The sequence below is a fragment of the Halococcus sediminicola genome, assembly GCF_000755245.1.
In the GTDB taxonomy this organism is placed as follows: domain Archaea; phylum Halobacteriota; class Halobacteria; order Halobacteriales; family Halococcaceae; genus Halococcus; species Halococcus sediminicola.
Window position 1 is genome coordinate 707,964 of record NZ_BBMP01000022.1, and the last position, 22,438, is coordinate 730,401.

The 22,438-nt window shown below is 65.8% G+C and carries 25 protein-coding genes and 3 tRNA genes; 14 read left to right on the forward strand and 14 right to left on the reverse strand.

The window, feature by feature from the left end:
- Nucleotides 1-79: 79 nt before the first annotated feature.
- Complete coding sequence (locus ACP97_RS12905; RefSeq protein ID WP_049998206.1) at nucleotides 80-943, reverse strand: ATP-grasp domain-containing protein; 864 nt, start codon at nucleotides 941-943, stop codon at nucleotides 80-82.
- A 41-nt stretch (nucleotides 944-984) separates the two neighbouring features.
- The gene (locus tag ACP97_RS12910) at nucleotides 985-1,515 is read right to left on the reverse strand and encodes a 50S ribosomal protein L16 (protein ID WP_049998207.1); all 531 of its coding nucleotides are present in this window, start codon (nucleotides 1,513-1,515) and stop codon (nucleotides 985-987) included.
- Nucleotides 1,516-1,621: 106 nt separating this feature from the next.
- Here ACP97_RS12910 and ACP97_RS12915 point away from each other — a divergent pair, with 106 nt between their 5' ends.
- Together ACP97_RS12915 and katG are read left to right on the forward strand one after the other, a co-directional pair.
- The gene (locus ACP97_RS12915; protein ID WP_049998208.1) at nucleotides 1,622-2,629 is read left to right on the forward strand and encodes a glutathione S-transferase family protein; all 1,008 of its coding nucleotides are present in this window, start codon (nucleotides 1,622-1,624) and stop codon (nucleotides 2,627-2,629) included.
- A 194-nt stretch (nucleotides 2,630-2,823) separates the two neighbouring features.
- Nucleotides 2,824-4,968 (forward strand): catalase/peroxidase HPI, encoded by a 2,145-nt coding sequence (gene katG, locus ACP97_RS12920; protein WP_049998209.1) that lies wholly within the window; start codon nucleotides 2,824-2,826, stop codon nucleotides 4,966-4,968.
- A 96-nt stretch (nucleotides 4,969-5,064) separates the two neighbouring features.
- Here the strand turns inward: katG and ACP97_RS12925 are convergent.
- Nucleotides 5,065-5,138: transfer RNA gene (locus ACP97_RS12925), tRNA-Phe, on the reverse strand.
- Between the two features lie 369 nt (nucleotides 5,139-5,507).
- Nucleotides 5,508-5,581 (reverse strand) — tRNA-Val (locus ACP97_RS12930).
- A 79-nt stretch (nucleotides 5,582-5,660) separates the two neighbouring features.
- Between ACP97_RS12930 and ACP97_RS12935 the strand changes: the two genes are divergently transcribed.
- On the forward strand, nucleotides 5,661-6,173 hold the full coding sequence (locus tag ACP97_RS12935; protein ID WP_049998210.1) for a DUF192 domain-containing protein: 513 nt from the start codon (nucleotides 5,661-5,663) through the stop codon (nucleotides 6,171-6,173).
- Between the two features lie 87 nt (nucleotides 6,174-6,260).
- Nucleotides 6,261-8,180, forward strand: a complete 1,920-nt coding sequence (locus ACP97_RS12940; RefSeq protein ID WP_049998211.1) for an ABC transporter ATP-binding protein — start codon at nucleotides 6,261-6,263, stop codon at nucleotides 8,178-8,180.
- Here the strand turns inward: ACP97_RS12940 and ACP97_RS12945 are convergent.
- Nucleotides 8,177-8,497: a DUF5789 family protein gene (locus ACP97_RS12945; protein WP_049998212.1), complete on the reverse strand. Its 321-nt coding sequence runs from the start codon at nucleotides 8,495-8,497 to the stop codon at nucleotides 8,177-8,179. The two genes, ACP97_RS12940 and ACP97_RS12945, sit on opposite strands and share 4 nt — an antisense overlap.
- A 71-nt stretch (nucleotides 8,498-8,568) precedes the next feature.
- Between ACP97_RS12945 and ACP97_RS12950 the strand changes: the two genes are divergently transcribed.
- The gene (locus ACP97_RS12950) at nucleotides 8,569-9,294 is read left to right on the forward strand and encodes a creatininase family protein (protein ID WP_049998213.1); all 726 of its coding nucleotides are present in this window, start codon (nucleotides 8,569-8,571) and stop codon (nucleotides 9,292-9,294) included.
- Between the two features lie 13 nt (nucleotides 9,295-9,307).
- On the opposite strand, the gene ACP97_RS12955 is transcribed toward ACP97_RS12950, so the two are convergent.
- The gene (locus ACP97_RS12955) at nucleotides 9,308-9,775 is read right to left on the reverse strand and encodes a DUF5790 family protein (RefSeq protein ID WP_049998214.1); all 468 of its coding nucleotides are present in this window, start codon (nucleotides 9,773-9,775) and stop codon (nucleotides 9,308-9,310) included.
- A gap of 91 nt (nucleotides 9,776-9,866) precedes the next feature.
- On the reverse strand, nucleotides 9,867-10,940 hold the full coding sequence (locus ACP97_RS12960; protein WP_049998215.1) for a DUF7544 domain-containing protein: 1,074 nt from the start codon (nucleotides 10,938-10,940) through the stop codon (nucleotides 9,867-9,869).
- Nucleotides 10,941-11,052: 112 nt separating this feature from the next.
- Here ACP97_RS12960 and ACP97_RS12965 point away from each other — a divergent pair, with 112 nt between their 5' ends.
- Nucleotides 11,053-11,358: a MazG nucleotide pyrophosphohydrolase domain-containing protein gene (locus ACP97_RS12965; protein WP_049998216.1), complete on the forward strand. Its 306-nt coding sequence runs from the start codon at nucleotides 11,053-11,055 to the stop codon at nucleotides 11,356-11,358.
- Nucleotides 11,359-11,365: 7 nt separating this feature from the next.
- Here the strand turns inward: ACP97_RS12965 and ACP97_RS12970 are convergent, their stop codons facing one another.
- Nucleotides 11,366-11,731, reverse strand: a complete 366-nt coding sequence (locus tag ACP97_RS12970; protein WP_049998217.1) for a dihydroneopterin aldolase family protein — start codon at nucleotides 11,729-11,731, stop codon at nucleotides 11,366-11,368.
- 336 nt (nucleotides 11,732-12,067) lie between these two features.
- Here ACP97_RS12970 and ACP97_RS12975 point away from each other — a divergent pair, with 336 nt between their 5' ends.
- Together ACP97_RS12975 and azf are read left to right on the forward strand one after the other, a co-directional pair.
- Entirely contained in the window at nucleotides 12,068-12,676 is a 609-nt protein-coding gene (locus tag ACP97_RS12975) for a translation initiation factor IF-2 subunit beta (protein WP_049998218.1), read from the forward strand.
- Nucleotides 12,677-12,721: 45 nt separating this feature from the next.
- Entirely contained in the window at nucleotides 12,722-13,477 is a 756-nt protein-coding gene (gene azf, locus ACP97_RS12980; protein WP_049998219.1) for an NAD-dependent glucose-6-phosphate dehydrogenase Azf, read from the forward strand.
- A 28-nt stretch (nucleotides 13,478-13,505) separates the two neighbouring features.
- Here the strand turns inward: azf and ACP97_RS12985 are convergent, their stop codons facing one another.
- From ACP97_RS12985 to ACP97_RS12995, 3 genes are all read right to left on the reverse strand, one after another.
- Nucleotides 13,506-14,342 (reverse strand): cupredoxin domain-containing protein, encoded by an 837-nt coding sequence (locus tag ACP97_RS12985; RefSeq protein WP_049998220.1) that lies wholly within the window; start codon nucleotides 14,340-14,342, stop codon nucleotides 13,506-13,508.
- 96 nt (nucleotides 14,343-14,438) lie between these two features.
- Entirely contained in the window at nucleotides 14,439-15,053 is a 615-nt protein-coding gene (locus ACP97_RS12990; protein WP_049998221.1) for a DUF309 domain-containing protein, read from the reverse strand.
- Between the two features lie 27 nt (nucleotides 15,054-15,080).
- A complete protein-coding gene (locus ACP97_RS12995; RefSeq protein WP_049998222.1) occupies nucleotides 15,081-15,464 on the reverse strand; it encodes a DUF4112 domain-containing protein in 384 nt (127 codons plus the stop codon).
- A 110-nt stretch (nucleotides 15,465-15,574) separates the two neighbouring features.
- Between ACP97_RS12995 and ACP97_RS13000 the strand changes: the two genes are divergently transcribed.
- Nucleotides 15,575-16,015: a MaoC family dehydratase gene (locus ACP97_RS13000; RefSeq protein ID WP_049998223.1), complete on the forward strand. Its 441-nt coding sequence runs from the start codon at nucleotides 15,575-15,577 to the stop codon at nucleotides 16,013-16,015.
- Here ACP97_RS13000 and ACP97_RS13005 read toward each other — a convergent pair.
- Nucleotides 16,012-16,284, reverse strand: coding sequence for a hypothetical protein (locus ACP97_RS13005; protein ID WP_049998224.1), 273 nt, complete (start codon nucleotides 16,282-16,284; stop codon nucleotides 16,012-16,014). The two genes, ACP97_RS13000 and ACP97_RS13005, sit on opposite strands and share 4 nt — an antisense overlap.
- A 96-nt stretch (nucleotides 16,285-16,380) precedes the next feature.
- Between ACP97_RS13005 and ACP97_RS13010 the strand changes: the two genes are divergently transcribed.
- Nucleotides 16,381-17,013, forward strand: coding sequence for a YegP family protein (locus tag ACP97_RS13010; protein WP_049998225.1), 633 nt, complete (start codon nucleotides 16,381-16,383; stop codon nucleotides 17,011-17,013).
- Between the two features lie 7 nt (nucleotides 17,014-17,020).
- On the opposite strand, the gene ACP97_RS13015 is transcribed toward ACP97_RS13010, so the two are convergent.
- Nucleotides 17,021-18,226, reverse strand: coding sequence for an MFS transporter (locus ACP97_RS13015; RefSeq protein ID WP_049998226.1), 1,206 nt, complete (start codon nucleotides 18,224-18,226; stop codon nucleotides 17,021-17,023).
- Between the two features lie 186 nt (nucleotides 18,227-18,412).
- Nucleotides 18,413-18,485, reverse strand: a tRNA-Arg gene (locus tag ACP97_RS13020).
- A 110-nt stretch (nucleotides 18,486-18,595) separates the two neighbouring features.
- Between ACP97_RS13020 and ACP97_RS13025 the strand changes: the two genes are divergently transcribed.
- From ACP97_RS13025 to ACP97_RS13040, 4 genes are all read left to right on the forward strand, one after another.
- Complete coding sequence (locus tag ACP97_RS13025; protein WP_049998227.1) at nucleotides 18,596-19,237, forward strand: hypothetical protein; 642 nt, start codon at nucleotides 18,596-18,598, stop codon at nucleotides 19,235-19,237.
- A gap of 112 nt (nucleotides 19,238-19,349) precedes the next feature.
- Nucleotides 19,350-20,780, forward strand: coding sequence for a single-stranded DNA binding protein (locus ACP97_RS13030; protein ID WP_049998228.1), 1,431 nt, complete (start codon nucleotides 19,350-19,352; stop codon nucleotides 20,778-20,780).
- Nucleotides 20,781-20,828: 48 nt separating this feature from the next.
- Nucleotides 20,829-21,269 carry a histone gene (locus ACP97_RS13035; RefSeq protein WP_049998229.1) on the forward strand — a complete coding sequence of 147 codons (441 nt, stop codon included), beginning with the start codon at nucleotides 20,829-20,831 and terminating at the stop codon, nucleotides 21,267-21,269.
- A 40-nt stretch (nucleotides 21,270-21,309) separates the two neighbouring features.
- Nucleotides 21,310-22,320: a histone deacetylase family protein gene (locus ACP97_RS13040; protein ID WP_049998230.1), complete on the forward strand. Its 1,011-nt coding sequence runs from the start codon at nucleotides 21,310-21,312 to the stop codon at nucleotides 22,318-22,320.
- Nucleotides 22,321-22,438 lie beyond the last annotated feature (118 nt).

Genomic DNA, 22,438 nt, shown 5'->3' on the forward strand with positions numbered 1-22,438 from the left:
TAGCCGTTCGGATGATCTCGTCGATTCGCCACGGCCGACACCGCCAGCACCGCCGGCCCGCACGGCGACCGCACCGCAGTCACGCTTGTGCACGCACGAGCGCCGCGAGGTCGTCGTAGAAGCCGGGTTCGTACTTCGTCTCGTCGTCGATGGTCGGGCGGGCGTTGGTCTCCGAGATCACCGCGCGCTCGTCACCGACGAGCAGATCCACGCCGAGCCACGGGATGTCGAGGATCTCGGCCGTGCGCTCGGCCAACGCCCGAAGCCTCGCCGGAAGGTCCACGCCCGTGGCCTCGGCCCCGCGGTGGACGTTGTGCTTCCATCCGCCCGCGGCGCGAACGGAGTCGGGCAGTCGGCGTTCGACCGCGCCGACACAGCGGCCGTCGATGCACATCGCGCGGTAGTCGGTCGCCGTAGGGACGAACTCCTGGACGAGAAACGAGCGGTCGCCGGTCGCCGGGTTCCGATGGATGAGACCTAGATAGTCCGCCACGCCGAGAAAGGAATCGCGGTCGGCGACCTTCACCACGCCCGTGCCCCGCGTCGTGGAGTTCGGCTTCACCACCACTGGCGGGTCGAACCGGGAGAAAGCGTCAATCAGTTCGGTCTCGTCGACGGGGTTCGACACCAGGACCGTCTTCGGTACTGGAATCTCAGCACGAGCGAGACGGGCGATGACACCGGCCTTGTTTCGTGAGGTCAAGATTGCGTCACGGTCGTTGATCCACGGCACGTCAAGCAGTGCGTCGGCGACGCCACCTTCCATAAGGCGTGAGGGATGGACGAAGCCGACGTCGAAGCCCGCCCACTCCTCGCCGGGGTCGGTGAGCGGGACGGTCCGCTCGTCGGTTTGGACGTGCCGAACGTCGATGTCGCGCTCGGCGAGCGGGCCGCCCATCCGCTCGAAACTCTCCTTTCGGGTGGCGACGGCGAGACTGAGCATGAGACGTCGAGAACCGCCGGCGCGAAAAGCCTTCGAGTGTGTTATCGGACGAGCAGTTCGTCGCCGCGCTCGACGGTAATATCACAGGGCGAGCCGATCTTGTTGTACGCACGCCGGAGCGCCTCCTTGGCGACGTCGGCTTGGTCGACGTCACACCAGATGGTGAAGATGCGCTCGCCGGCACCGACGCGGGCGGCCGTGCCCACGGGTTTGCCGAACGCCTGGCGCATGCCGTCGGAAACGCGGTCCGCGCCCGCGCCGGTCGCCTGTTTGTTTTCTCTGAGGACGTGATGCGGGAACTTCCGGAGGATCATCTTGTAGTTGCCCTCGCCGAGGCTCTTGAGCAGGTGGCGGTTCGCCGACAGGCGCGAGGATTCGAGCGCGCCGTGGCGGATCTGGATCTCCTCCTCGACGGCGAGGCTGATCTGGACGGGGAACTCCTCGGGATCCGCGCGCACGTCGCCCATCTTGTGCTGGGCGATCTTCGAGCCGGGAATCCCGGTGATGTACTCCTTGCGGGTGTATGCGGGTTTGGATATTTCCCGATACATCGAGGCGGGTTTGTCGGCCATAGTGGGAGAGACGACGCCGAGGGCGCGAATAAACCCTTCGAAGCCACCGTGTGCCGTCCACACACGCCCGCGACGGGGCTTTAGGGATGAGAGCCCTCTGTCCTGTGTGAACCAACTCGTCGACGGCGAGTGGCGGACCGATGCCTACGAAACGACGAACGACGACGGCGAATTCGACAGACAGGAGACCAGTTTCCGGGATTGGGTCGAGGCGGATCCGGACGCAAAATTCCCCGCCGAGGCGGGCCGCTACCACCTCTACGTCTCCTATGCCTGTCCGTGGGCCCATCGAACGCTCGTGACGCGCGCGCTGCGCGGTCTCGACGACGTGATCTCGGTCGACGTCGTCGATCCCTACCGCGACGAGGACGGCTGGCAGTTCACGCCCACGCGCGAGGGCGCGACCGCCGACTCGCAGAACGGCTTCGACTACCTCCGAGAGACCTACGTCGCGGCCGACCCCGACTTCACGGGTCGCGTGACCGTTCCCGTGCTCTGGGATAAGGAAAAAGAGACCGTCGTCAACAACGAGTCCGAAGAGATCATGCGGATGCTCGATACGGCCTTCGACGAGTACGCGAACGACGCGACGCTCTACCCCGAGGGCCACCGGGAGAAAATCGACGAGACCATCGACGCCATCTACGAACCGATCAACAACGGCGTCTATCGCGCTGGTTTCGCGGACACGCAGGACGCCTACGAGGGGGCTGTGGGGGACCTCTTCGACGCGCTCGACCACTGGGAAGGGGTCCTCGACGACCAGCGCTACCTCTGTGGGGAGGTCCTCACCGAGGCCGACGTCGCCATGTTCACGACGCTCGTTCGCTTCGACGACGTCTATCATACCCATTTCAAGTGTAACGTCCGAAAGATCGCCGAGTACCCGAATCTCTGGAACTACCTGAAAGAACTCTATCAATTGTCCGGCGTGGCCGACACGGTGTGGATGGACCACATCACGGAGCACTACTACGAGACGCACACCGACGTCAACCCGAAAGGCATCGTCGCCGTCGGGCCGGACCACGACTTCGGTGCCGACCACGACCGCGAGCGGTTGGCCGGCGGGCCGCCCGCGGCACTCCGTCGGTCAGTATCGACCGCCGACTGAGATCCATCCATCTGGCCGTCGGACCGCACTCTGCCATCACCCGACACCGGATCGAACGTCGAGCCATCCGAGATCGAGCGACGTCGGTGGCCGTCCCGCGGGGTGGTCTCACGAGGTGCCGAACTGTCGGACCACGGGGACGAGGCCTTGCCGAATGAAACAGTCTTAACACGCGAAAGCAGCAACGACCGACGATGAGTAAGTCCAACCGAGACTGGTGGCCGACGCAGTTGAATCTGGCAATCCTCGACCGGAACGCCCGCCGGTCGGGACCGATGGACGAGGAGTTCGACTACGCCGCGGCGTTCGAGTCGCTCGATCTCGACGCGGTGAAAGCCGACATCGAGGAGACACTGACGACCTCGCAGGACTGGTGGCCGGCCGACTACGGCCACTACGGACCGCTGATGATTCGGATGGCGTGGCACAGCGCCGGCACCTATCGCACCTCCGACGGGCGTGGTGGTGCCAACCGCGCCGGCCAGCGCTTTGCACCGCTGAATAGCTGGCCCGACAACGCGAACCTCGACAAGGCGCGTCGACTCCTCTGGCCGGTCAAGGAGAAGTACGGTCGCAAGCTCTCGTGGGCCGATCTGCTGGTGCTCACGGGCAACGTCGCCCTCGAATCGATGGGCTTCGAGACGTTCGGCTTCGCCGGCGGCCGCGAAGACGCCTTCCAGCCCGACGAGGCCGTCAACTGGGGGCCCGAAGACGAGATGGAGACGACCTCGCCCGAGCGCTTCGACGAGGACGGCGACCTCAGGAACCCGCTCGGCAACTCCGTCATGGGTCTCATCTACGTGAATCCCGAAGGGCCGTACGGCGAACCCGATCTGGAGGGGTCGGCGCACAACATCCGCCAGACGTTCGGCGAGATGGCGATGAACGACGAGGAGACCGCGGCGCTCATCGCCGGCGGTCATACCTTTGGCAAAGTCCACGGCGCCGACGAGCCGACGAACCTCGGTCCCGAACCCGAGGCAGCCCCCATCGAATCGCAGGGACTCGGCTGGGCGAACGACCACGAATCGGGGAAGGGAGCCGACACCATCACCAGCGGCATCGAGGGACCGTGGACCAGTGCGCCGATCAACTGGGACATGGGCTATCTCGACAACCTGCTCGACTACGAGTGGGAGGCCGAGAAGGGTCCTGGCGGCGCGTGGCAGTGGACGCCCGCCGACGGCGAACTCGAAGAAAGCGTGCCCGATGCCCATGATTCGGAGGCGAACGTCGACCCGATGATGCTGACGACGGACGTCGCCTTGAAGGACGACCCCGACTACCGGGAAATCCTCGAACGCTTCCAAGAGGATCCCCAGTTCTTCCAGGAGGCCTTCGCCAAGGCGTGGTACAAGCTGATCCACCGCGACATGGGTCCGCCGACGCGCTTTCTCGGCCCGGAGGTCCCCGACGAGGCGATGCTGTGGCAGGATCCCATCCCCGACGCCGACTACGAGACGGTCGACGACGAGGCCATCGAGACACTCAAACGGGACATCCTCGATTCCGACCTCTCGATCCCCGAACTGGTCAAGACCGCGTGGGCGTCGGCATCGACCTACCGCGACAGCGACAAGCGCGGCGGCGCAAACGGTGCCCGACTCCGCCTCCGACCCCAGCGCGACTGGGAAGCGAACGACCCCGAGGAACTGACGACCGTGCTCGACACCCTCGACGAGATCAAAACGGCGTTCAACGACTCGCGCTCGGACGGAACGCAGGTCTCGCTCGCCGACCTCATCGTCTTGGGAGGGACTGCGGCCATCGAGCAGGCGGCGGCCGATGCTGGGCACGATATCCATGTGCCGTTCGAACCTGGCCGGACCGACGCCTCACAGGAGTGGACCGACGTCGAGTCCTTCGAGGCGCTCAGACCCGAAGCGGACGGGTTCCGGAACTATCGTGGTGCGGAGGCCGACCGACCGGCCGAGGAGATGCTGGTCGACAGAGCCGAACTGATGAACCTGACGCCCTCGGAGATGACGGTGCTGGTCGGCGGCATGCGGGCGCTCGGCGCGAACCACGGGAACACGGACCTCGGCATCCTCACCGACCGACCGGGAACGCTGACCAACGACTTCTTCGCCAATCTGCTCGGCATGGACATCGAATGGGAACCCGTCTCGGAGGACGAGGAGGTGTTCGAAGGTCGCGACCGCGAGACGGGCGACCTCGAATGGAAAGGAAGCCGCACCGACCTCATCTTCGGGTCGAACGCCCGGCTGCGAGCCATCGCCGAGATCTACGGAGCCGACGACGGCGAGGAGAAGTTCGTCGGTGACTTCGTGAATGCGTGGCACAAAGTGATGAGCCTCGACCGCTTCGACCGCGAGTGAACTGAGCGCGACTCCGGGCCGGACTGCTTTTTTTTCGTCTTCTCGACTTTTTCTTTCGAGTCGCTGCGCTCATCCACGTATCGGTGGTAGAACGAATGCCGCCTCCCGGATTTGAACCGGGGACAGCTCGATCTTCAGTCGAGTGCTCTCCCAGTCTGAGCTAAGGCGGCCCGTCTCGACGGATGCCGACCGAACGAAAAAGGATTTCGAAAGCCCGGTCAGTGAACGAAGAGGTCGGCCACGTCGAATTCGGTCCCACACTCGGTGCAGACGTAGCCGAGTCCGTCCTGGGTCCGCACGTGACCGCCGCATTCGGGACAGTTCGAGCCGGATATCATCGTCTTTCGCTTTGCGATGACGGGTCAAACCCCTTTCGCCGGTCGGACACGCCCCAAACGGGTTTTGCGCTCCAGTCACAACGGAGGCCATGACGACTGGCCAGCTGCTGGCGGCGCTTTTCGGGTTTGCGGTGCTGGTGTTCACGGCGGGGTTCGTCGTCGTCTTCCTTCTCAGTTGACCGACGAAGTCGCAGAATCCAGTGGGCTCGGGCGGATTCGAACCACCGACCTCGGCCTTGTAAAGGCCGCGTCATAACCACCTAGACCACGAGCCCCGTCGGAGGGACCACCGCGTGTCGAATAACCTTTTCTCTCCGACGGAACGTTTAGGCTCCCGCTCGTCCATGCTCCCCTGTGAACCGTGGCCGAGTTCTCAACGTCCTGCTTGCGCTGGCCGTCGTCGCGCTGGTGCTGACGACGGCCGTCGCCACCGGCGTCGTGCCGCCGCCAGCGACGCTGTTCGACACCGGCGAGTACGACCGTGCCGAGGTCACGGTCACGAACAACTGCTCACAGGTACTGGGAACGGTTGAAGTTCGCATCGCCGACAGCCGCCAGCAGAAGGTCGTCGGGCTCTCCGAAACCCCCGCCCTCCAGAACGGCTCCGGAATGCTCTTTCCCTACGACGAATCGGGAGAACACACCTACGTGATGCGCGGGATGGACTACCCGCTCGACATCGTGTTCGTCGGTGCCGACGGGCGCATCAACGCCATCGAGAGCGCCCCCACACCCGGCCCGAACGAGGACGGCAACGACATCCGGCGCACGGGGACCGGCAAGTACGTCCTCGAAGTCCCCCGTGGGTGGATGGAGCGCCACGGCATCCACGTCGGCCATCGGGTCGCCATCGATCGCTCGGGGTGAGCGGTCGCGAACGGCCCGATTCGGCCGTATGCGGTACTTTCACATGGTGAGGAAGCCTTTTAGGTGCGTACCCGTTTTATTCGTTCAATGAGTATTTCTCTTGAAGATGAAGACCCTTTCGAGGATCAACGGGAAGGGACCGACAACGCCATGCGGCGACTGTTTGCCGAATACGGCCGCGAGAACGCCTTCTCCTTTACCGTCGGCACGCTGACGAGTCTGGTCGCGCGGATGCTCGACTTGCTTCCTCCATTGCTGCTCGGCATCGCCATCGACTCCATCTTCCGGAGCGACAGTCCGTTCAATCTCGGACTCGTCCCCGCGGCGTGGATCCCCGAGACGACGATGGGGCAGTTCTGGCTGGTCATCGGACTTATCTGTGTATCGTTTTTCGGCGGGGCGATCTTCCACTACGGCCGTAACTGGGGCTGGAACGCCTTCTCGCAAAACGTCCAGCACCAGGTCCGCACCGACACCTACGACAAGATGCAGCGCCTGAACATGGACTTCTTCGCCGACAAGCAAACCGGCGAAATGATGTCGGTGCTCTCGAACGACGTCAACAGGCTCGAACAGTTTCTGAACGGCGGGATGAACTCGCTGTTTCGCCTCGGGGCGATGGTCGTCGGCATCGCCACTGTCATGCTGCTCACCAACTGGCAACTCGCGCTCATCGCGCTGATTCCCGTTCCTCTCGTCGGGGCCTTCACCTACTGGTTCGTCAAGATCATCCAGCCGAAATACGCCGAGGTGCGCTCGTCGGTCGGCGAGATGAACTCCCGACTGGAGAACAACCTCGGGGGGATTCAGGTCATCAAATCGACCAACACCGAGGACTACGAATCCGGCCGCGTTGACGACGTCTCGCAGGCCTACTACGACGCCCAGTGGGGCGCAATCAGAGTCCGTATCAAGTTCTTCCCGACTCTGCAGGTCATCTCGGGCATCGGTTTCGTCGCCACGTTCCTCGTCGGCGGTCTCTGGGTGCTCAACGGCCCACCCGGTCCGTTCACGAGCAGCCTCTCCGTGGGGCTGTTCACCACGTTCATCCTCTATACACAGCGATTCATCTGGCCGATGGCGCAGTTCGGACAGATCATCAACATGTACCAGCGCGCCCGTGCCTCCGCCGAGCGCATCTTCGGGCTGATGGACGAGCCGAGCCGGCTCGCACAGGACCCCGACGCCGAGGCCCTCTCCGTTTCTGCGGGGCGCGTCGAGTACGACGACGTGAACTTCGGCTACGACGACGAGCACACGGTCAAGGACGTCTCCTTCGACGTGCCGGGCGGGGAGACGGTCGCGCTCGTCGGTCCCACTGGAGCGGGGAAATCGACAGTATTGAAGCTCCTGCTCCGGATGTACGACGTCGACGACGGCGAGATCCGTATCGACGGCCAGGCCATCGGTGACGTGACGCTGTCGAGCCTGCGCCAGTCCATCGGCTACGTGAGTCAGGATTCATACCTGTTCTACGGCACCGTCAAGGAGAACATCGCCTACGGCACGTTCGATGCGACCGACGAGGAGATCGTCGAGGCGGCCAAGGCCGCCGAAGCCCACGAGTTCATTCGAAACCTCCCCGAGGGCTACGACACGATGGCCGGTGAGCGCGGTGTCAAGCTTTCAGGAGGGCAGCGCCAGCGCATCACCATCGCGCGGGCCATCCTCAAAGACCCCGCGATCCTCGTGCTTGACGAGGCGACTTCCGACGTGGACACCGAGACCGAGATGCTCATCCAGCGTAGCCTCGACCGGCTGACCGAAGAGCGCACCACCTTCTCCATCGCCCACCGGCTCTCGACGATCAAGGACGCAGACCAGATCGTCGTGCTCGAAGACGGTCGAGTGAAAGAACACGGCACCCACGACGAACTGCTCGAACTGGGTGACCTGTACGCGAACCTCTGGGCCGTCCAGGCCGGCGAGATCGACGAACTCCCCGAGGAGTTCATCGAGCGCGCGACTCAGCGACAGGCCCAGACCGAAGCCGGAACGAGCGACTAGAGCGACTGTTCGTCGTCGCTGTCGGGTTCGGTCGAGGTCCCCCTATCGGAGTAGCCCTCGCGGCCGACCGCCTCGTCGCCGACGGTGTTCAAGATCATCGTTTCGAGTTCCTCCGCGTCCTGGTAGGTCTGGCCCTCTTCCTGAAGCGGTGCGAGCACCTCTTCGAGCGTCGCGCTACCGTCGGGAAGCCCGAGTTCGGCGTCGCCGTGCTCGGCGACGAGCGTGTCGTGGTCGATGGGGTAGTCGAACGATTCCATTCGGTCGCCGAAATCGCCGAACTCGACGCCGTGCTGTCGCGTCTCGTCTCCGTTAGCCATGCGTCAGCCTGCGCGGAGCACGCCCAAATCAGTTGTGCCTGCTTTAAGCCGCCATCACTCCACATCGGAGTATGCATCTCACCGAGGCGACGTGGACCGACGCCGACGACCTCGATACGGACCTCGCACTCCTTCCCGTGGGCAGCACCGAACAGCACGGCCCGCACGCCCCGCTCGGCACCGACCACCTCACTGCCGGAGCGGTCGCGGCGAGCGCGGCCGAGGTCCGTGAGGAAAACGGACGAGAAATCGTGGTTGCGCCCGCAATCCCCGTGGGTATCGCCGAGGAACACCGCGGGTTTTCGGGAACGCTCTGGGTCTCGCCGGATATCTTTCGGGGGTACGTCCGCGACGTACTCACGAGCCTCGCGTCGCATGGTTGGAACAGGATCGTGCTCGTCAACGGGCATGGGGGTAACGTCGGCGCGCTGCGGGAGGTCTGTGCGGACGTAACCCGCCACGAGGATGCATACACTGTGCCGTTCACGTGGTTCGACGCCATCGGTGCAACAGGGATGGGCCACGGGGGGCCGGTCGAGACCGCCCTCCTCAGGGCCATCGATCCGGACCTTGTCCGTGACGACCGCATCGAGGAAGCCAGAGCGGGCGCGAGCGACGGCTGGGGCGAGTGGGTGTCGGGGACGAACCTCGCGTTCGACTCGGCGGAGTTCACCGATAGCGGCGCGGTGGGCGACCCGAGCGAGGGCACCGAAGAGCGCGGTGAAGAGTTGCTGGAGCAAGCGACGGCGGCGCTCGTGACGCTCCTCGACGCCGTCGAAGAGCGCGACCTTTCCTGATTCCGTACACCGACTACTCGGCGGCTTCCTCGCTCCCGTCGGCCGCATCGGCGCTCGCTCCGGCCTCGTCGTTCTCCTCGCTTTCTCCCGCCGCGTGGAGATCGTCGAGCGCCCCGCGGAGTTCGGGGACCGTGCTCGCAAGCTCGCTGGCGTGCTCGTGGGCCGCCTCGACGTCGCCCATCACCTCTTCGAGCGCCGCGATGCGTGCGCCGAACTCGTCGTCGTCCGCAAAGACGTCGGCGCGCTCGCCCATCATGTACGATTTCTTCGCGTCGCGGAGATGGCCGGCCGCGTCGCCGGTGTCGAGCGCCGAGCGCAGCGAATTGAGGACGCCGAGCGTGTTCTCGGCCTCGACGGTCCAGATGGTTTCGCCGTCGGGCAGCGCCCCTTCGGCCGCATCGAGGTGTTCGTCCACGTCGGCCCGGATGTCGTCTGCGGCCTCGTCGAAGAGGTCGTCCTCGTCGAACGTCGCTTGGCTCATGGCTGGTATTGTGCCGCACGGGGTTTAAAAGCGCGCCCGAAAGCGAAAGTGAAAACCGCCGAAACGGTCGCGCGAGCAGTGAATGGGACCGTCAGGCGGCCGGGCGACCGTCCGTCGCGGACGAGTCGTCCCTCGTCTCGCGCACACGACGGCGACGCTCGGGAACGAGGTCGAGTGATTCGTCGGTGTCGCCGAGGACGAACAGCGCGTAGTAGCGGAAGTACGTCAGGACCGGGACCTGCACGAGCGCGGTGAGAACGATCGCCAGAGCGGCGAAGACGAGCGCGCCGACGGCCAACAGCGCGATGGCGACGGGCGAAAGGCTTGCCATCCCGCCGCCGGCGACGACGGTCAGCGCGCCGAGTGCCCCGAAGGGGATGGCGAGTCCGACGAGCGCGAGCGCCGTGAGGACCCCGACGGCCACACCGACCGCGATGCTGAGAATCAGTTCGAGCACGACGTACGCGAGGTACTCCTTCCACTGGCCGCGCAGCGTCGGCCAGAGCCGCCGCCACGCCGACAGCACACCACGGTCCTCGAGGAGCATTATCGGGACGGCGAACACCGTCGTGAAGCCGTAGGCGAGCGCGGCCACGAGGGCGACCAGCAGGGCGAACGGAACGAGCAACGCGAGCGCGATGGCCGCGCCGCCGATTCTCGTGTCCGGACCGACGAAGACGACCGCGACCGCGGCAACCGGGACCGCCACGAGTGCGGCCGTCAGCAGCCAGAGACCGACGCGGAAGCCGAGCAGTCTGAGACCCTTCTGCCAGTACCGTCCAAAATGTCGTCTGATGCTGACCGTCTCCTCGCGCAGCGCGGCGACGAGGACGAACTCCATCACCGATCCGATCGCGGCGAACGCGAGCGCGAGAACGAGGACGAGCGCCACGAGTCCGAGAACCACCGGCAGGAACTGCCCGATAGCCGCGCCGTCGGCCGGTCCGGTGACGGGACTCGTGATTGGCCCGACGTCGGGACCGATAGGCTGGTTCACCGGGGCGTCGAACTCGAACCCGCCCTGAAAGCCCGATCCGAGGCTCGCGCCGCCAACGAAGAAGACGACCAGCGCGAGTTTGAGCCATCGACGGAGCGAGAACGGGAAGAGAAACGCCCGCGTCGCCTCGTATGCATCACCGATGTTCTCGACCGCGTAAAGTGACATACTATTAATGGGTATGAAGAGTATATCAGCCTACCGCTGCTACTAACTGATAGCTGATATTTATCGCCTCAGCGAAATCCTCATTTCACGTCGCCAGGATAAACAAGACGAAATGGAAGAGCAACGAGCAGTCGCGGCGTTCGTTGAAGAGTACGAACTGAACGGCGAGCCGGCGTTTCGAATTCTCGATCTAGCTGCCGAAGTCGGTGAAATCGCCGCGGATGCTACCGACTCAACCGATTACGGTGCGAAACCGGACGAACTCGACGTCGAAACGGACGAGATCGGCGACGCCCTGTTTTCGCTGCTCGCGGTTGCCGACGCACTTGATGTCGATGCTGGCGATGCTCTCGACGAAGCGCTCGAAAAATACGAGGCACGAATCACGGAAACGGGAAGTGCTGGGTCCGGTAGCTAACGCACTCTCACCCTTTCTCGACCGACTCGACTTCCATCAGCGGGTAACCGTCGTCCATCGCCATCCGTGCGGTGACGGTGCGCCCTTCGCGCACGACGACGATTTTCACGGTCATGAATCGGCCGGTGAGTTCGGTGTAGTCGCCGTCGGCGGCCGCGGCGAGCGCGTCGTCGTCCATCTCGACGGTGACGGACTCGCAGTGGGGTTGATTCTCGATAGCCGCTTCCATCGCATGGGCCAGACTGTCCGCGCTGTCGGGGCTGACTGGCGTGCCGGCGAACTGGTGGTACAGCGAGCCGAACTTGATACCCACCTCGAAACACGCGATTTCGGCCCCCGTTGGCTCTGTATCATTGCTCTTGGAATCACTCATGAGCACGATTTTGGAGTGGTCGAACAAATGCGCTGGCAATCGAGCAGGTACAGCTGTTCGCCGATGAAATTCGACTCATGATGTACTATCTCGGTGACGACGGCTGACTCAAACGAGAGACCGCAACCACCCCGCCCACGCACCTCTCCAACCGATTCGCTCCGCTCACTCCGTTCGCGTCGCTCATCCCTCGCGCGAGTCACGCGCTCCGCGCGTTCCCGCGCGCCACCGCGTTCGATTTGGGGTGGTGCTTCGAGGAACGAGGGCGACGGACGACAGCGGGCCTGTCGCGGTCTCTCACGGAATCCATTTAGGTGCGGATGGTCCAGTTCCCCTATGGATTACGAAGCCAGCCTTGACCGGGCGATGGACTCGGTTCCCGACCTCGACACGGGCGATTCGCGCCTCGACGTCCCCGATGCACAGGCCCAGAAGGACGGCGCGTTCACCCGCTTGACCAATCTCGGCAGCGTCGCCGACGCGCTCTCGCGCGACCCCGAGCACCTCCACCGGGTCATCCAGCGCGAACTCGGCACCAACGGCCAGTTCACTGGCGACCGCGCGCGCTACAACGGCTCGTTTTCGGGGTCGGACTTCGACGCGGCCATCGACAGTTACAGCGAGGAGTTCGTCATCTGCTCGGAGTGCGGACTCCCGGATACCCGACTGGAGATGGAGGGACGAACCCAGATGCTGCGCTGTGAGGCCTGTGGCGCGTTCCGCCCCGTCGAGAAGAACACCGGCTCCCAAGAGACCAAACAGCGCCCCGACGTCGAGGAGGGCCGCACCTACGAGGTGAAGATCACGGGCACGGGTCGCAAGGGCGACGGCGTGGCCGAGCAGGGCAAGTACACCATTTTCGTGCCCGGCGCACAGGAGGGCGACGTCGTGAACATCTACATCGAGAACATCAGCGGGACGCTGGCGTTCGCCCGACTGGCCTAAGAAAACCGCACGGTACTTACCGATCCCTTCCCGATTTCCACTCGAATGGCGGGGAGGCCACAGGAGCCGACGGTACTACTCACCGGCGCGTCCGGGCGCGTCGGTCGCGCGATCGTTGGCCGGCTCGGCGATGCCTACGACTGGCGACTGGTCGACCGCGAACCGCCGACCCCCGACTCAGAGCATATCTATCTCGTCGCGGACATCACCGACGAGGAGGCGATGGTCGAGGCGATGGCCGACGTCGACGTCGTGGTCCATCTCGCCGGCGACCCCCGGCCCGAAGCGCCGTGGGACAGCGTGCTCGAAAACAACATCGACGGCACCCACTCCGTGCTCGAAGCGGCCGCGAGCGCCGGCGTCGAGAAGTTCGTCTTCGCCTCCTCGAACCACGCCGTCGGTGGGTACGAGACCGACGAGCGAACGCCTGACCTCTACCGCTCGAACGACGACTTCCGCCTCGACGGCAGCGAACTCCCGCGTCCGAGCAACCTCTACGGCGTGAGCAAGGCCGCCGCCGAGACCCTCTGTCGGTACTATCACGACGAGTACGGGATGAGCGTCGTCTGTCTTCGTATCGGCAACCTCACGAAAAATCACCCGCCCGAAGGCTACGAGCGCGGACAGGCGATGTGGCTCTCCTACCGGGACTGTGCGCACCTCTTCGAGCGCGCCATCGAGGCCGAGTACGACTACGAGATCGTCTACGGCATCTCGGACAACGACCGGAAATACTACTCGCTGGAGCGCGCCCGCGAGGTGCTCGGCTACAACCCGCAGGACAACTCCGCAGAGTACTAGACCGCGAAATCAACTGGGTGTGACGGCGTTACTCGGCACACGGCGGGAAGCCGACCGGCTGGAGGAACAGCCGCTTGCTATCGGGAGCCAGTTCGTCCCAGTCGACGCGCCCTCGTTCGACGATGTGCTCGGGATCGAGCGCCGAATCACTGAGCACGGTGTAGGCGGTGAGTTCCGGGAGACGGAGTTCCGGTCCTGCGTGGGCCTCCTCGGTGCCGGCGTCCTCGGCGGGAGCGGCACAGAGGTCGGGCAGCGGCTCGGCCGCGGGACCGCTCACCTCGCCGACGACGATGCGCATGACCATCCCGAAATATTCGTGGGGCGCACAGTTCATCTCGTAGACGCCCGGTTTCTCGAAGGTGTACAGCCAGTAGCCGCCCGCCGGCAGCATCGGCCCCGAAAACGGCGGCACCAGTTGTGGGACCCGTCGTTGGAACCCGAACTGTGGGTGATAGGCCACCACGTTGTGATGGGGCGTCGCCATCGTGAACTTCACCGTCTCGCCCGGTTCGACGAACAGGCCAGTGGGTTCGAAGTAGAACTCCGGAATCGGGACGTCCTCGTGCGGGCGAATCAGTGCCTGCACTTCGTGGTCGGGTTCGACGGGCGGGGCGACCCGCGCCGTCTGCGAGGAAAAGCCATAGACGGGGTGGACCTCGTGACCCGAGATGAGCGGGTTGTCGAGGGCGAGGCGTTCGGCCGGAATCGGCCCGTCCCCGCCGCCCCCATCGTTGCCGTGTGCGCGGCCGAGGCCGCTGAACGCCGCGATGCCAGCACCCATCCCGAGTGCCCGGAGGACGCCGCGCCTGCCGAGGGCGTGTTCGGTGTCGGTTCCGCCGCCGACCGCTTTGGTGGTTGTGGACATAATCCAAGGGAACGATTGCCATTATAGATATTAACTGTTTCTACGAACGGACTTCTCGGTACGTCTACCCAGCCAAAAGTGGATGCCGTGAGGGAATCAAGACGCCTCGAACAGTCCGTCGACGTCGCGCTCGCGCGCTGCTCGCCGGTCGGTGTGTTCGGCGAGGCGCTGGTGGACGATAGCGCGATTCCCGCCGCGCGCGAAGTCCATCACGAGCGTGACGAACGGACTCGTCTCTCGGTCGGCGTCGAGGTCGGCGCGGGCGTATTCGACCGCGCGCTCGACCATCGCTTCGTCGTACTCGCCCGTTTCGGCGAACACCGCGGCGGCGACTGCGCTCGCGTCGAAATCGAGGTCGGCGAGTCCGAGCGCGCGCCCCTCGTGGGTGAGTCGAGGAGGTGGTGCGCGCTCGATGCGCTCGGGGTCCGCTCGGAGCGCGGCGAGAGACGTTCGCACCGAAGCGATGTCGACGCCGCGATAGGGGGAAGGAAGCGGTGTGAGGTACTCGCGGGCGCTCTCGGCAAGACCAGTAGCGCCGACCCAGTTGCGATTCTGTGCGTGGTGGACCGCCGCGGTGAACTGGATAAGTCCGTGGAGGAATCGTTCGTCGTTGCCCGCGAGGTCGAGCCAGCGCTCTTCCCATGCGTCGTGGGCGGCGTGGTAGTTGCCGGCGTTGTAGATGGCGATGCCGGCACGGAGATGTGCTCTCATGGGGGTCCGATTCGACGGCCGGGCGACTCAGGCGATGTCCTCGCGGTCGGCGAGGTGGTCTTCGAGCAGCGCGACGTTGCGCTTGTTCGCCTTCCAGACGGCGTCGACGAGCGTGCCGAGCACCGGCACGCCCCCGGCGATTGTATCGAGGGCGACGTTCAGCATCATCTTGAGTGTCGTCTTGGGAGGGACACTGAGCCGGGCGGCCTCGGCGACGATGTACAGCGACAGCACCGCGCCGGCGGCGTCGCCCGAGACCGGGGCGATGCTGAGCAGTGGATCGAGACCGACGCGGTAGTTGATGATGGGGATCTCGACTGCCTCGTCGAGCAGTCGTGCCATCCTTCTGGTTCGCTTGAGGGCCGCCTGCTCGCGGCGCGTCAGCGACTCCATGTCGAGGTCGTCGGTCATACTTGAGGGGTGGGTCCCTGTACGGATAGGTGCGTTGCAAGCCATTGCGGGCGACCCCGGCAGAGGGTGATCGGGGGAACGGCTATGGGCCGGCGGACGGGACTGGAAGCATGGCCCGCGAACACTTCGAGGACGTCGAGGTCGGCGAGACACGAACGTTCGGCGAGCGCGAAGTAACACGCGAGGAGATCCTGGAGTTCGCCGAGCGCTACGACCCACAGCCGTTCCACACTGACGAGACGGCCGCCGCCGACTCCCTTTTCGGGGGACTCATCGCCAGCGGCTGGCACACCGCCGCGATGACGATGGAACTGCTCGTCACGAACGTCTTCACCGACTTGGCGGCCACGGGCGCACTCGGCGTCGACGAACTGCGCTGGCCCAGTCCCGTGCGTCCCGGCGACACCCTGACCGTGCACACCGAAGTCATCGACACCGAGCCGTGGAACGAGGAGTTGGGGCTCGTGAGGAGTCGGACCACGACGCTCGTCGACGGGGACGAGGTCATGTCGATGGTCGGGCTGGTACTCTACGAGCGCCGCGAGCGCTAGGAGCCGAGGACGAACAGTCCGACGCCGGCGAGGACGAACCCACCCGGTACCGCGAGCACGGTCGTCGGAATCGAGCAGATGCTCGCGCCGCCGTCGCGGCTGTAGACGACCGCTCCATCCGCGAGTTCGACGAACTGTACCTGACTCAGTCCACCGATCGCTTCGCCCGTCCGCGTACACGTCGCGGCCGGTTCGAGCACGGCCACGGCGGCGATGGCGACGACACCGAGCGCGACGACGACGATGCCGATTCCGGTTTTGGCGTCCATACATCGACACTGCATGGCACGGAAATAAATACCACGGGCCACGGTGGTTGCGAGCGCCGGATGAACACTGATAAGCGCCGCCGTCGAAACGTCTGCATGACCGACCACGACCGCGAATACACGCTCACCGTTCGTCCGAACGCCACCCTTCACGTCGCGTACAGCACCGACGGGGGCCGGCTGGAGGGTGCCTTCCTCGCCGTCGAGTACGGCCGCGAGGGGCTGGACGGTGAGGAAGGTTCGGCGGAGGGCATCGAGTGGCGCGGCTACGAGGTCGCGCTCGCCCGCGACGGCGAGAACGTCCTCGGTAGCGACATCGAACGAGCACTCGACCGCGGCGTCGACCGCGTGCTCGACGGCGAGCAGTCGCTGGTCGATAGGGACCGACTCCAGCGCGCCGCGAGCGTGGCGGGCGACTACGGTCATCGGGCGAAAGCGGGCCTACACAAGCTCCGGGAACGACGTTCCGGCGAGGGAATGGACGTCGAGACGCCTGAGACGGTACAGGTACCCGGACCGGGCGGTGCGACCATCGACGTCTCGCTGTCGGCGACCGAGGCGGCGTTCGATCTCTACGAGGACGACGGCGCAAACTGGCGCTGGCGACTCGTCGGCGACGACGGCGACACGCTCGCGGTCAGCCCTGCGGGTTACGACTCGCGCGAAGCGGCCGAAGAGACCATCACCCACCTCAAGGCGAACGTGCTCGGCGCGGACATCGAGACCTGATTTTCCTTCAACCGGGTTCGGGCGCGCGTAGTGCCAGCACGACTCCCACGACGGCGACGCCGCCGGCGACGAGGAAGGCCGGAGCGTAGCCCGCACTGTCGATGATCGCGCCGCCGGCGATGGGGGCGGCGAACGCGCCGAACAGTCCGATGCTCGTCAGCAGCGAGACGGCCGTGGTCCGCACGGTCGGGGGAACGATCTCGGCGATATAGGAAAAGAGCAGGCCGGTGACGAGCTGGATGGCGAAGCCGACGACGACCAGCGCCGCGACGACGAGTTCGAGCCGCGAGACGAGCGCGAAGGCGACGACGGCGGGCGTGGCGACGGCGAACGACGCGACCGCGACGGGGCGGCGTTTCCCGTCGAAGAGCCGTTCGGAGACCGCGCCGCTGGCCGAGCGGGCGACGGCTCCGATGGTCGGAAAGAGTGCGGTGAGCAGGCCGCTGGCCGCTAGCGAGATGCCGAACCCGTCGACGAGGTAGCTCGGCAGCCACGTGTTGACGAACAGGTAGAGCGAGTAGGCGAGAAAGCAGAGCACACAGACCGTCCAGACGCCGCTGTCGGTGAACAGGTCGAGCAGTCCCGTGCGGTCGGGCGCGTCCGTCTCGACGCCGGGGACGTGCTCTCGGGTCGCGAGCAGGAACACGACGACGCCGGCGACGCCGATGGCGGCGTAGGTGGGAAGGATCGCGGGCCAGCCGGCGACGCTCTCGACGAGCGGGCTGCCGAACTGACCGAGCGCGAAGCCAACGGGGGCGCTCGCGGTGAACACGCCGACGGCGGTCGCCCGGTACTCGGGCGCGACGGCGCTGCCGACGCTGTTCGCGCCGGCGTTCCAGAAGATGACGTAGGAGAGACCCCCGAGCACGCGCGAGGCGAGCAGCCAGAGAAAGGCCCCCGCGGTGGCCGCATACCAGCCCCAGACGCCGGCGACGACGAGCGCGAGCGTGCCGAAGACGACCGCTCGGCGCACCGAAAACCGGTCGAGCGCGATGCCGACGGGAACGCTGGTGACGACCGCCGTCGCGTACATGACGCTGACGAGCCAACCCGCCGCGCTCGCGCCGAGACCGAGCGACTCCTGGATGACCGGGAGCACGCTCGCCGGAGCGATCTCGTAGGCCGCGGCGGCCATCGAGAGCAGGAAAAAGCCGACGAGTAGCCCTGCGGTCTCGCGTCGGGTCCCGCTGTTCGTGTTCGCTTCGTCGTTCACGGGTTCTGTGCTCGATTCTCGGGGCTGTGTCAAACCGTTTGCCGTTTCACGTGGGACGGAAATCGGGGAGGCGACGCGGTGTGGAACCGCTCTGCTTGCCGTTTGTGCGCTGTCAAAGTCCTGGCGGAGTCCTGCGCGAACGCAGTGAGCCGCAGGGCACGCCAAGACGCGAACGAAATGAGTGAGCGTCCTGGCGGAGATTTGAACTCCGGTCACCGGCTCCGCAGGCCAGTAGGATAGTCCACTACCCAACCAGGACTCACTCTCCGATAGCCGCCATCCAGTTAAACCCGTTACGATTCCGGCCCCGCAGCGAGAGCCACTCCCGCGGGCCACAAGAGCCATAGTTCCGCCGGTCGGGGTGGTGATATGAAACGTCGCACGCTGCTCACGGCGGCCGCGCTCGCACTCACCGGCTGTCTCGGCGGTTCCGGCGACGAGGCGAGCACGGACGGGACGGCCACGCCGGCCGAACCCACCGGCGAACCGAGCGCGACGCGCGGGGCGACGACCACGGCGGCCACACGGACGTCGACGGCCCGCACGGAACCGCGACCGGGGACCGAACCGAAACCGACGGGAACGGCCGCACCGACCGCCACGGAGCGCACGGACCGTGGGACCGAGACGACCGCCGGGACCGACACGACTGGGGTTGCGGGCGTCACGAGCCAGTCGTTCTCCGTCGAGAGCACGTCCGCCTCGCCGGGCAACGAGGCGAGCGTGCGCTTCGCCGATGGTGGCTCGCGCGTCGTCGTCACGGGCACCATCACCGGCTCTGACGGCTGTCAGACGGCGGTGCTCGATGGGATCACGATGACCGACTCCGGGCTGGAAGCGACCGTCGCCACCGAGACCGATGCGGACGCGGGCGCGGCCTGCTCGCAGGCGCTCGTCGGTATCGAGTACCGCCTCTCCATGACGCTCGAAACGCCACCGGAATCGGTGACGGTGGTCCATCGTGATGCGTCCGGTCGGACGGCGGTCACGACCGCCGAGCGCGGCGGCTGAAGTCTATCTACGGGTGTGCGACCACGATCAGAAATCGCGGAAAACCGACCGATGGCGGACGACTGCTCGGCGACGACAACGCTTAAGCGGACTCCGCGTGTGAATTCGGTCAATGGGTGCGATAGCGGACATCTACGCGGACCTCGATGCCGAGGTCCCCGAGACGGAGTTCCGCGAGGCCGTCGAGCAGAAAGTCGAGGAGATGGGCGGTCTCGCCGACGAGGAGACCGCCGCGATGCTCATCGCCCACGAACTCTCGGACGGCGAGATCGAGGGCGTCGCGGACGTCGAGGCGGGCATGGAGGAGGCGAAGTTCGCCGCGAAAGTCACCAGCATCGGCGAACTTCGGACCTTCGAGCGCGACGGCGAGGACGAGGACGGGAAGGTGGTCAACGTCGAGGTGGCTGACGAAACAGGAAGGGTTCGAGTCGCCTTCTGGGACGAGCGCGCCGAGGGAGCCGTCGAGGAACTCGAAGTCGGCGACGTGCTCAAGATCGCCGGTCGCCCGCGCGAGGGGTACAACGGTATCGAGGTCAGCGCCGACCGGGCCGAACCGGCTGACGTCGACATCGAGGTGGACCTCGACGGCGCGGACACCATCGAAGCGCTCACGCTCGGCGAGTCAGACGTCACGCTCACAGGGATGGTCCTCGACACCGATACCATCAGGACCTTCGAGCGCGACGACGGCTCGGAAGGGAAGGTGGCGAACCTCACGCTCGGCGACGAAACCGGACGAGTGCGGGTGACGCTCTGGGACGACCAAACGGAGCGCGTTGAGGAACTCGATCCGGACACGACCGTCGAACTCGTCGACGGCTACGTGCGCGAGCGCGACGGCGACCTCGAAGTCCACCTGAGCGCGCGCAGCACGCTCGAAGCGGTCGACGCCGACGTCGAGTACGTCCCCGAGACGACGCCCATCGAAAATCTAGCAATCGATACGACGACCGACATCGGCGGCGTCGTCCGCTCGGCGGACCCGAAGCGCACCTTCGACCGCGACGACGGCTCGGAGGGACAGGTCAGGAACGTCCGCCTGCAGGACGACACGGGCGACATCCGCGTGGCGCTCTGGGGCGAGAAAGCCGATCGGGAGATCGCCCCCGGCGACGAGATCCAGTTCACGGACGTCGAGATCCAAGACGGCTGGCGCGACGACCTCGAAGCCTCCGCGGGTTGGCGCGCGAGCGTGTTCGCCATCGACGGCGGAGCCACGACGACGGACGGAAGCGACGGCGATTCGGCGGAGGGATTGGCTGCGTTCGCCGGCGACGGAGCCACGGACGAAACCGACGACACGAACGCCGAATCCGACGCCGAAAGCGGGGCGGACGCGGCGGCCGGGACCGACACCGAGGCGGCGAGCGGGGGGTCGACGGAGTTCACCGGGACGGTCGTCCAGGCCGGCGACCCGGTCGTGCTCGACAACGGCAGCGAGACGATGCGCGTCGAGACGAGTATGGATGTTCATCTCGGCCAGGAACTCACCGCTCGCGGGCCGGTCTCCGAGGGACGACTCGACGCCGAGGACCTGTTCTGACCCGAGGGTACGGAAACGCTTAAGAGCGAAACAGACCCCCGTATGGCCATGAGTGTCGAGCTCCCGTTCGCCCCGGTCGACGCCATCATCCGGCGGCACGCGGGCTCGTTGCGCGTGAGTAGCGAGGCGACCGAGGAACTCGCACGCCGGATCCAACAGCGTGGCGCACGGCTCGCCAGCGAGGCCGCGACGCGGGCGACCGACGAGGACCGGAAGACGCTGCGCGTCGCGGATTTCGACGGCAGTCGATCACCGGACCCGGAGCTTCCGGTCGCGCCCGTCGACCGCATCGCTAGGCTCGACATCGACGAGCGCTATCGCGTCTCGATGGACGCCCGGGTCGCGCTCGCGGGCATCCTCGAACGGTATGCGGGGCACGTCGCGGCGGCCGCGGCTGTCCTCGCCCGTCATGCCGGTCGGCGGACGATCACGCTCGCGGACGTCGAGACCTACTTCGAACTCGAACCGTACTACGAGGAGGCGTCGTGACTCGAATCGACGGTCGCGTGAGTGTCGTGGGGGCGTTCGGATGAGGTTCGGCTATTCGAGCGACTGTCTCGATCACGACCCCGGCCCGCGCCATCCCGAGAGCCCCGACCGCCTGCGCGCCATCCGTCAGGCCCTCTCCCATCGCCACGGCGTCGAGTACGTCGAGGCCGACGCGGTCACCGCCGAACAGGCTCGTACCGTCCACGACGACGACTACATCGAGGAGATCCGCGAGTTCTGTGCCGACGGCGGCGGCCAGTGGGACCCCGACACGGTGGCCGTCGAGGCCACGTGGAACGCGGCGCTCAAAAGCGCCGGACAGGCCGTCTGGAGCGCCCACGAAGCGCTCGACGGTGCCGGCGGACGCGGGACGCCCTTTGCCATCGGACGACCGCCCGGCCACCACGCGGTCGCCGACGACGCGATGGGCTTTTGCTTTCTCAACAACGCCGCCATCGCCGCTCAGTCCGCGCTTGACGCGGGTGCCGAACGGGTCGCTATTCTCGACTGGGACGTCCACCACGGCAACGGCACCCAGGACATCTTCGCCGAGCGCGGCGACGTGTTCTACTGTTCGATCCACGAGCGCGGGCTGTATCCGGGTACCGGCGAGGCGAGCGAGACCGGCACGGGCGACGGCGAGGGGACGACGGCGAACCTGGCTTTCCCGGCCGGCGGCGACGACGCGGCCTATCTCGCGGCCGTCGACGACGCCTTCGCGCCGCTGCTCGCCGACTTCGACCCCGATCTCCTGTTGGTGAGCGCGGGTTTCGACGCCCACGAACACGACCCCATCTCGCGCATGAAAGTCTCGACGGAGGGGTACGGCGTGCTGACCGCCCGCGTTCGCGCGCTCGCCGGGCGCTGCGGGGCGGGACTCGGGTTCGTCCTCGAAGGCGGCTACGGTCTCGAAACCCTCTCGGAGAGCATCAAGAAAGTGAACGAAGTCTTCGACGGCTACGACCCCGTCGAACCCAACGGCGGGGTTGACGACCGGATGCGGTCGGTCATCGACGACGTGCGGACGGCTCATGGTCTCGACGGAACGTAATCAACAGCATCGACAACAACAGCAGCCACCGAGGAGTACGCTGATCGGGACTTCGACGGTCGTTTCGAACTGGTCGGCGAGCGATTCGACATCGACGTTACAGCAGTTTTGCCCTGCC

Excerpts from the sequence above, each read along its gene's own strand:
- ACP97_RS12975 (WP_049998218.1), top strand. The coding sequence starts at position 12,068 with ATGGATTACGAAGCCAGCCTTGACCGGGCGATGGACTCGGTTCCCGAC.
- ACP97_RS12910 (WP_049998207.1), bottom strand. The coding sequence starts at position 1,515 with ATGGCCGACAAACCCGCCTCGATGTATCGGGAAATATCCAAACCCGCA.
- ACP97_RS12950 (WP_049998213.1), top strand. The coding sequence starts at position 8,569 with ATGCATCTCACCGAGGCGACGTGGACCGACGCCGACGACCTCGATACG.
- ACP97_RS12960 (WP_049998215.1), bottom strand. The coding sequence starts at position 10,940 with ATGTCACTTTACGCGGTCGAGAACATCGGTGATGCATACGAGGCGACG.
- ACP97_RS12970 (WP_049998217.1), bottom strand. The coding sequence starts at position 11,731 with ATGAGTGATTCCAAGAGCAATGATACAGAGCCAACGGGGGCCGAAATC.
- ACP97_RS13025 (WP_049998227.1), top strand. The coding sequence starts at position 18,596 with ATGAAACGTCGCACGCTGCTCACGGCGGCCGCGCTCGCACTCACCGGC.
- ACP97_RS13030 (WP_049998228.1), top strand. The coding sequence starts at position 19,350 with ATGGGTGCGATAGCGGACATCTACGCGGACCTCGATGCCGAGGTCCCC.
- ACP97_RS12995 (WP_049998222.1), bottom strand. The coding sequence starts at position 15,464 with ATGACCGACGACCTCGACATGGAGTCGCTGACGCGCCGCGAGCAGGCG.
- ACP97_RS13000 (WP_049998223.1), top strand. The coding sequence starts at position 15,575 with ATGGCCCGCGAACACTTCGAGGACGTCGAGGTCGGCGAGACACGAACG.
- ACP97_RS12985 (WP_049998220.1), bottom strand. The coding sequence starts at position 14,342 with ATGTCCACAACCACCAAAGCGGTCGGCGGCGGAACCGACACCGAACAC.
- ACP97_RS12990 (WP_049998221.1), bottom strand. The coding sequence starts at position 15,053 with ATGAGAGCACATCTCCGTGCCGGCATCGCCATCTACAACGCCGGCAAC.
- ACP97_RS12965 (WP_049998216.1), top strand. The coding sequence starts at position 11,053 with ATGGAAGAGCAACGAGCAGTCGCGGCGTTCGTTGAAGAGTACGAACTG.
- ACP97_RS12940 (WP_049998211.1), top strand. The coding sequence starts at position 6,261 with ATGAGTATTTCTCTTGAAGATGAAGACCCTTTCGAGGATCAACGGGAA.
- ACP97_RS12945 (WP_049998212.1), bottom strand. The coding sequence starts at position 8,497 with ATGGCTAACGGAGACGAGACGCGACAGCACGGCGTCGAGTTCGGCGAT.
- ACP97_RS12905 (WP_049998206.1), bottom strand. The coding sequence starts at position 943 with ATGCTCAGTCTCGCCGTCGCCACCCGAAAGGAGAGTTTCGAGCGGATG.
- ACP97_RS13040 (WP_049998230.1), top strand. The coding sequence starts at position 21,310 with ATGAGGTTCGGCTATTCGAGCGACTGTCTCGATCACGACCCCGGCCCG.
- katG (WP_049998209.1), top strand. The coding sequence starts at position 2,824 with ATGAGTAAGTCCAACCGAGACTGGTGGCCGACGCAGTTGAATCTGGCA.
- ACP97_RS13005 (WP_049998224.1), bottom strand. The coding sequence starts at position 16,284 with ATGGACGCCAAAACCGGAATCGGCATCGTCGTCGTCGCGCTCGGTGTC.
- ACP97_RS13010 (WP_049998225.1), top strand. The coding sequence starts at position 16,381 with ATGACCGACCACGACCGCGAATACACGCTCACCGTTCGTCCGAACGCC.
- azf (WP_049998219.1), top strand. The coding sequence starts at position 12,722 with ATGGCGGGGAGGCCACAGGAGCCGACGGTACTACTCACCGGCGCGTCC.
- ACP97_RS13035 (WP_049998229.1), top strand. The coding sequence starts at position 20,829 with ATGAGTGTCGAGCTCCCGTTCGCCCCGGTCGACGCCATCATCCGGCGG.
- ACP97_RS12955 (WP_049998214.1), bottom strand. The coding sequence starts at position 9,775 with ATGAGCCAAGCGACGTTCGACGAGGACGACCTCTTCGACGAGGCCGCA.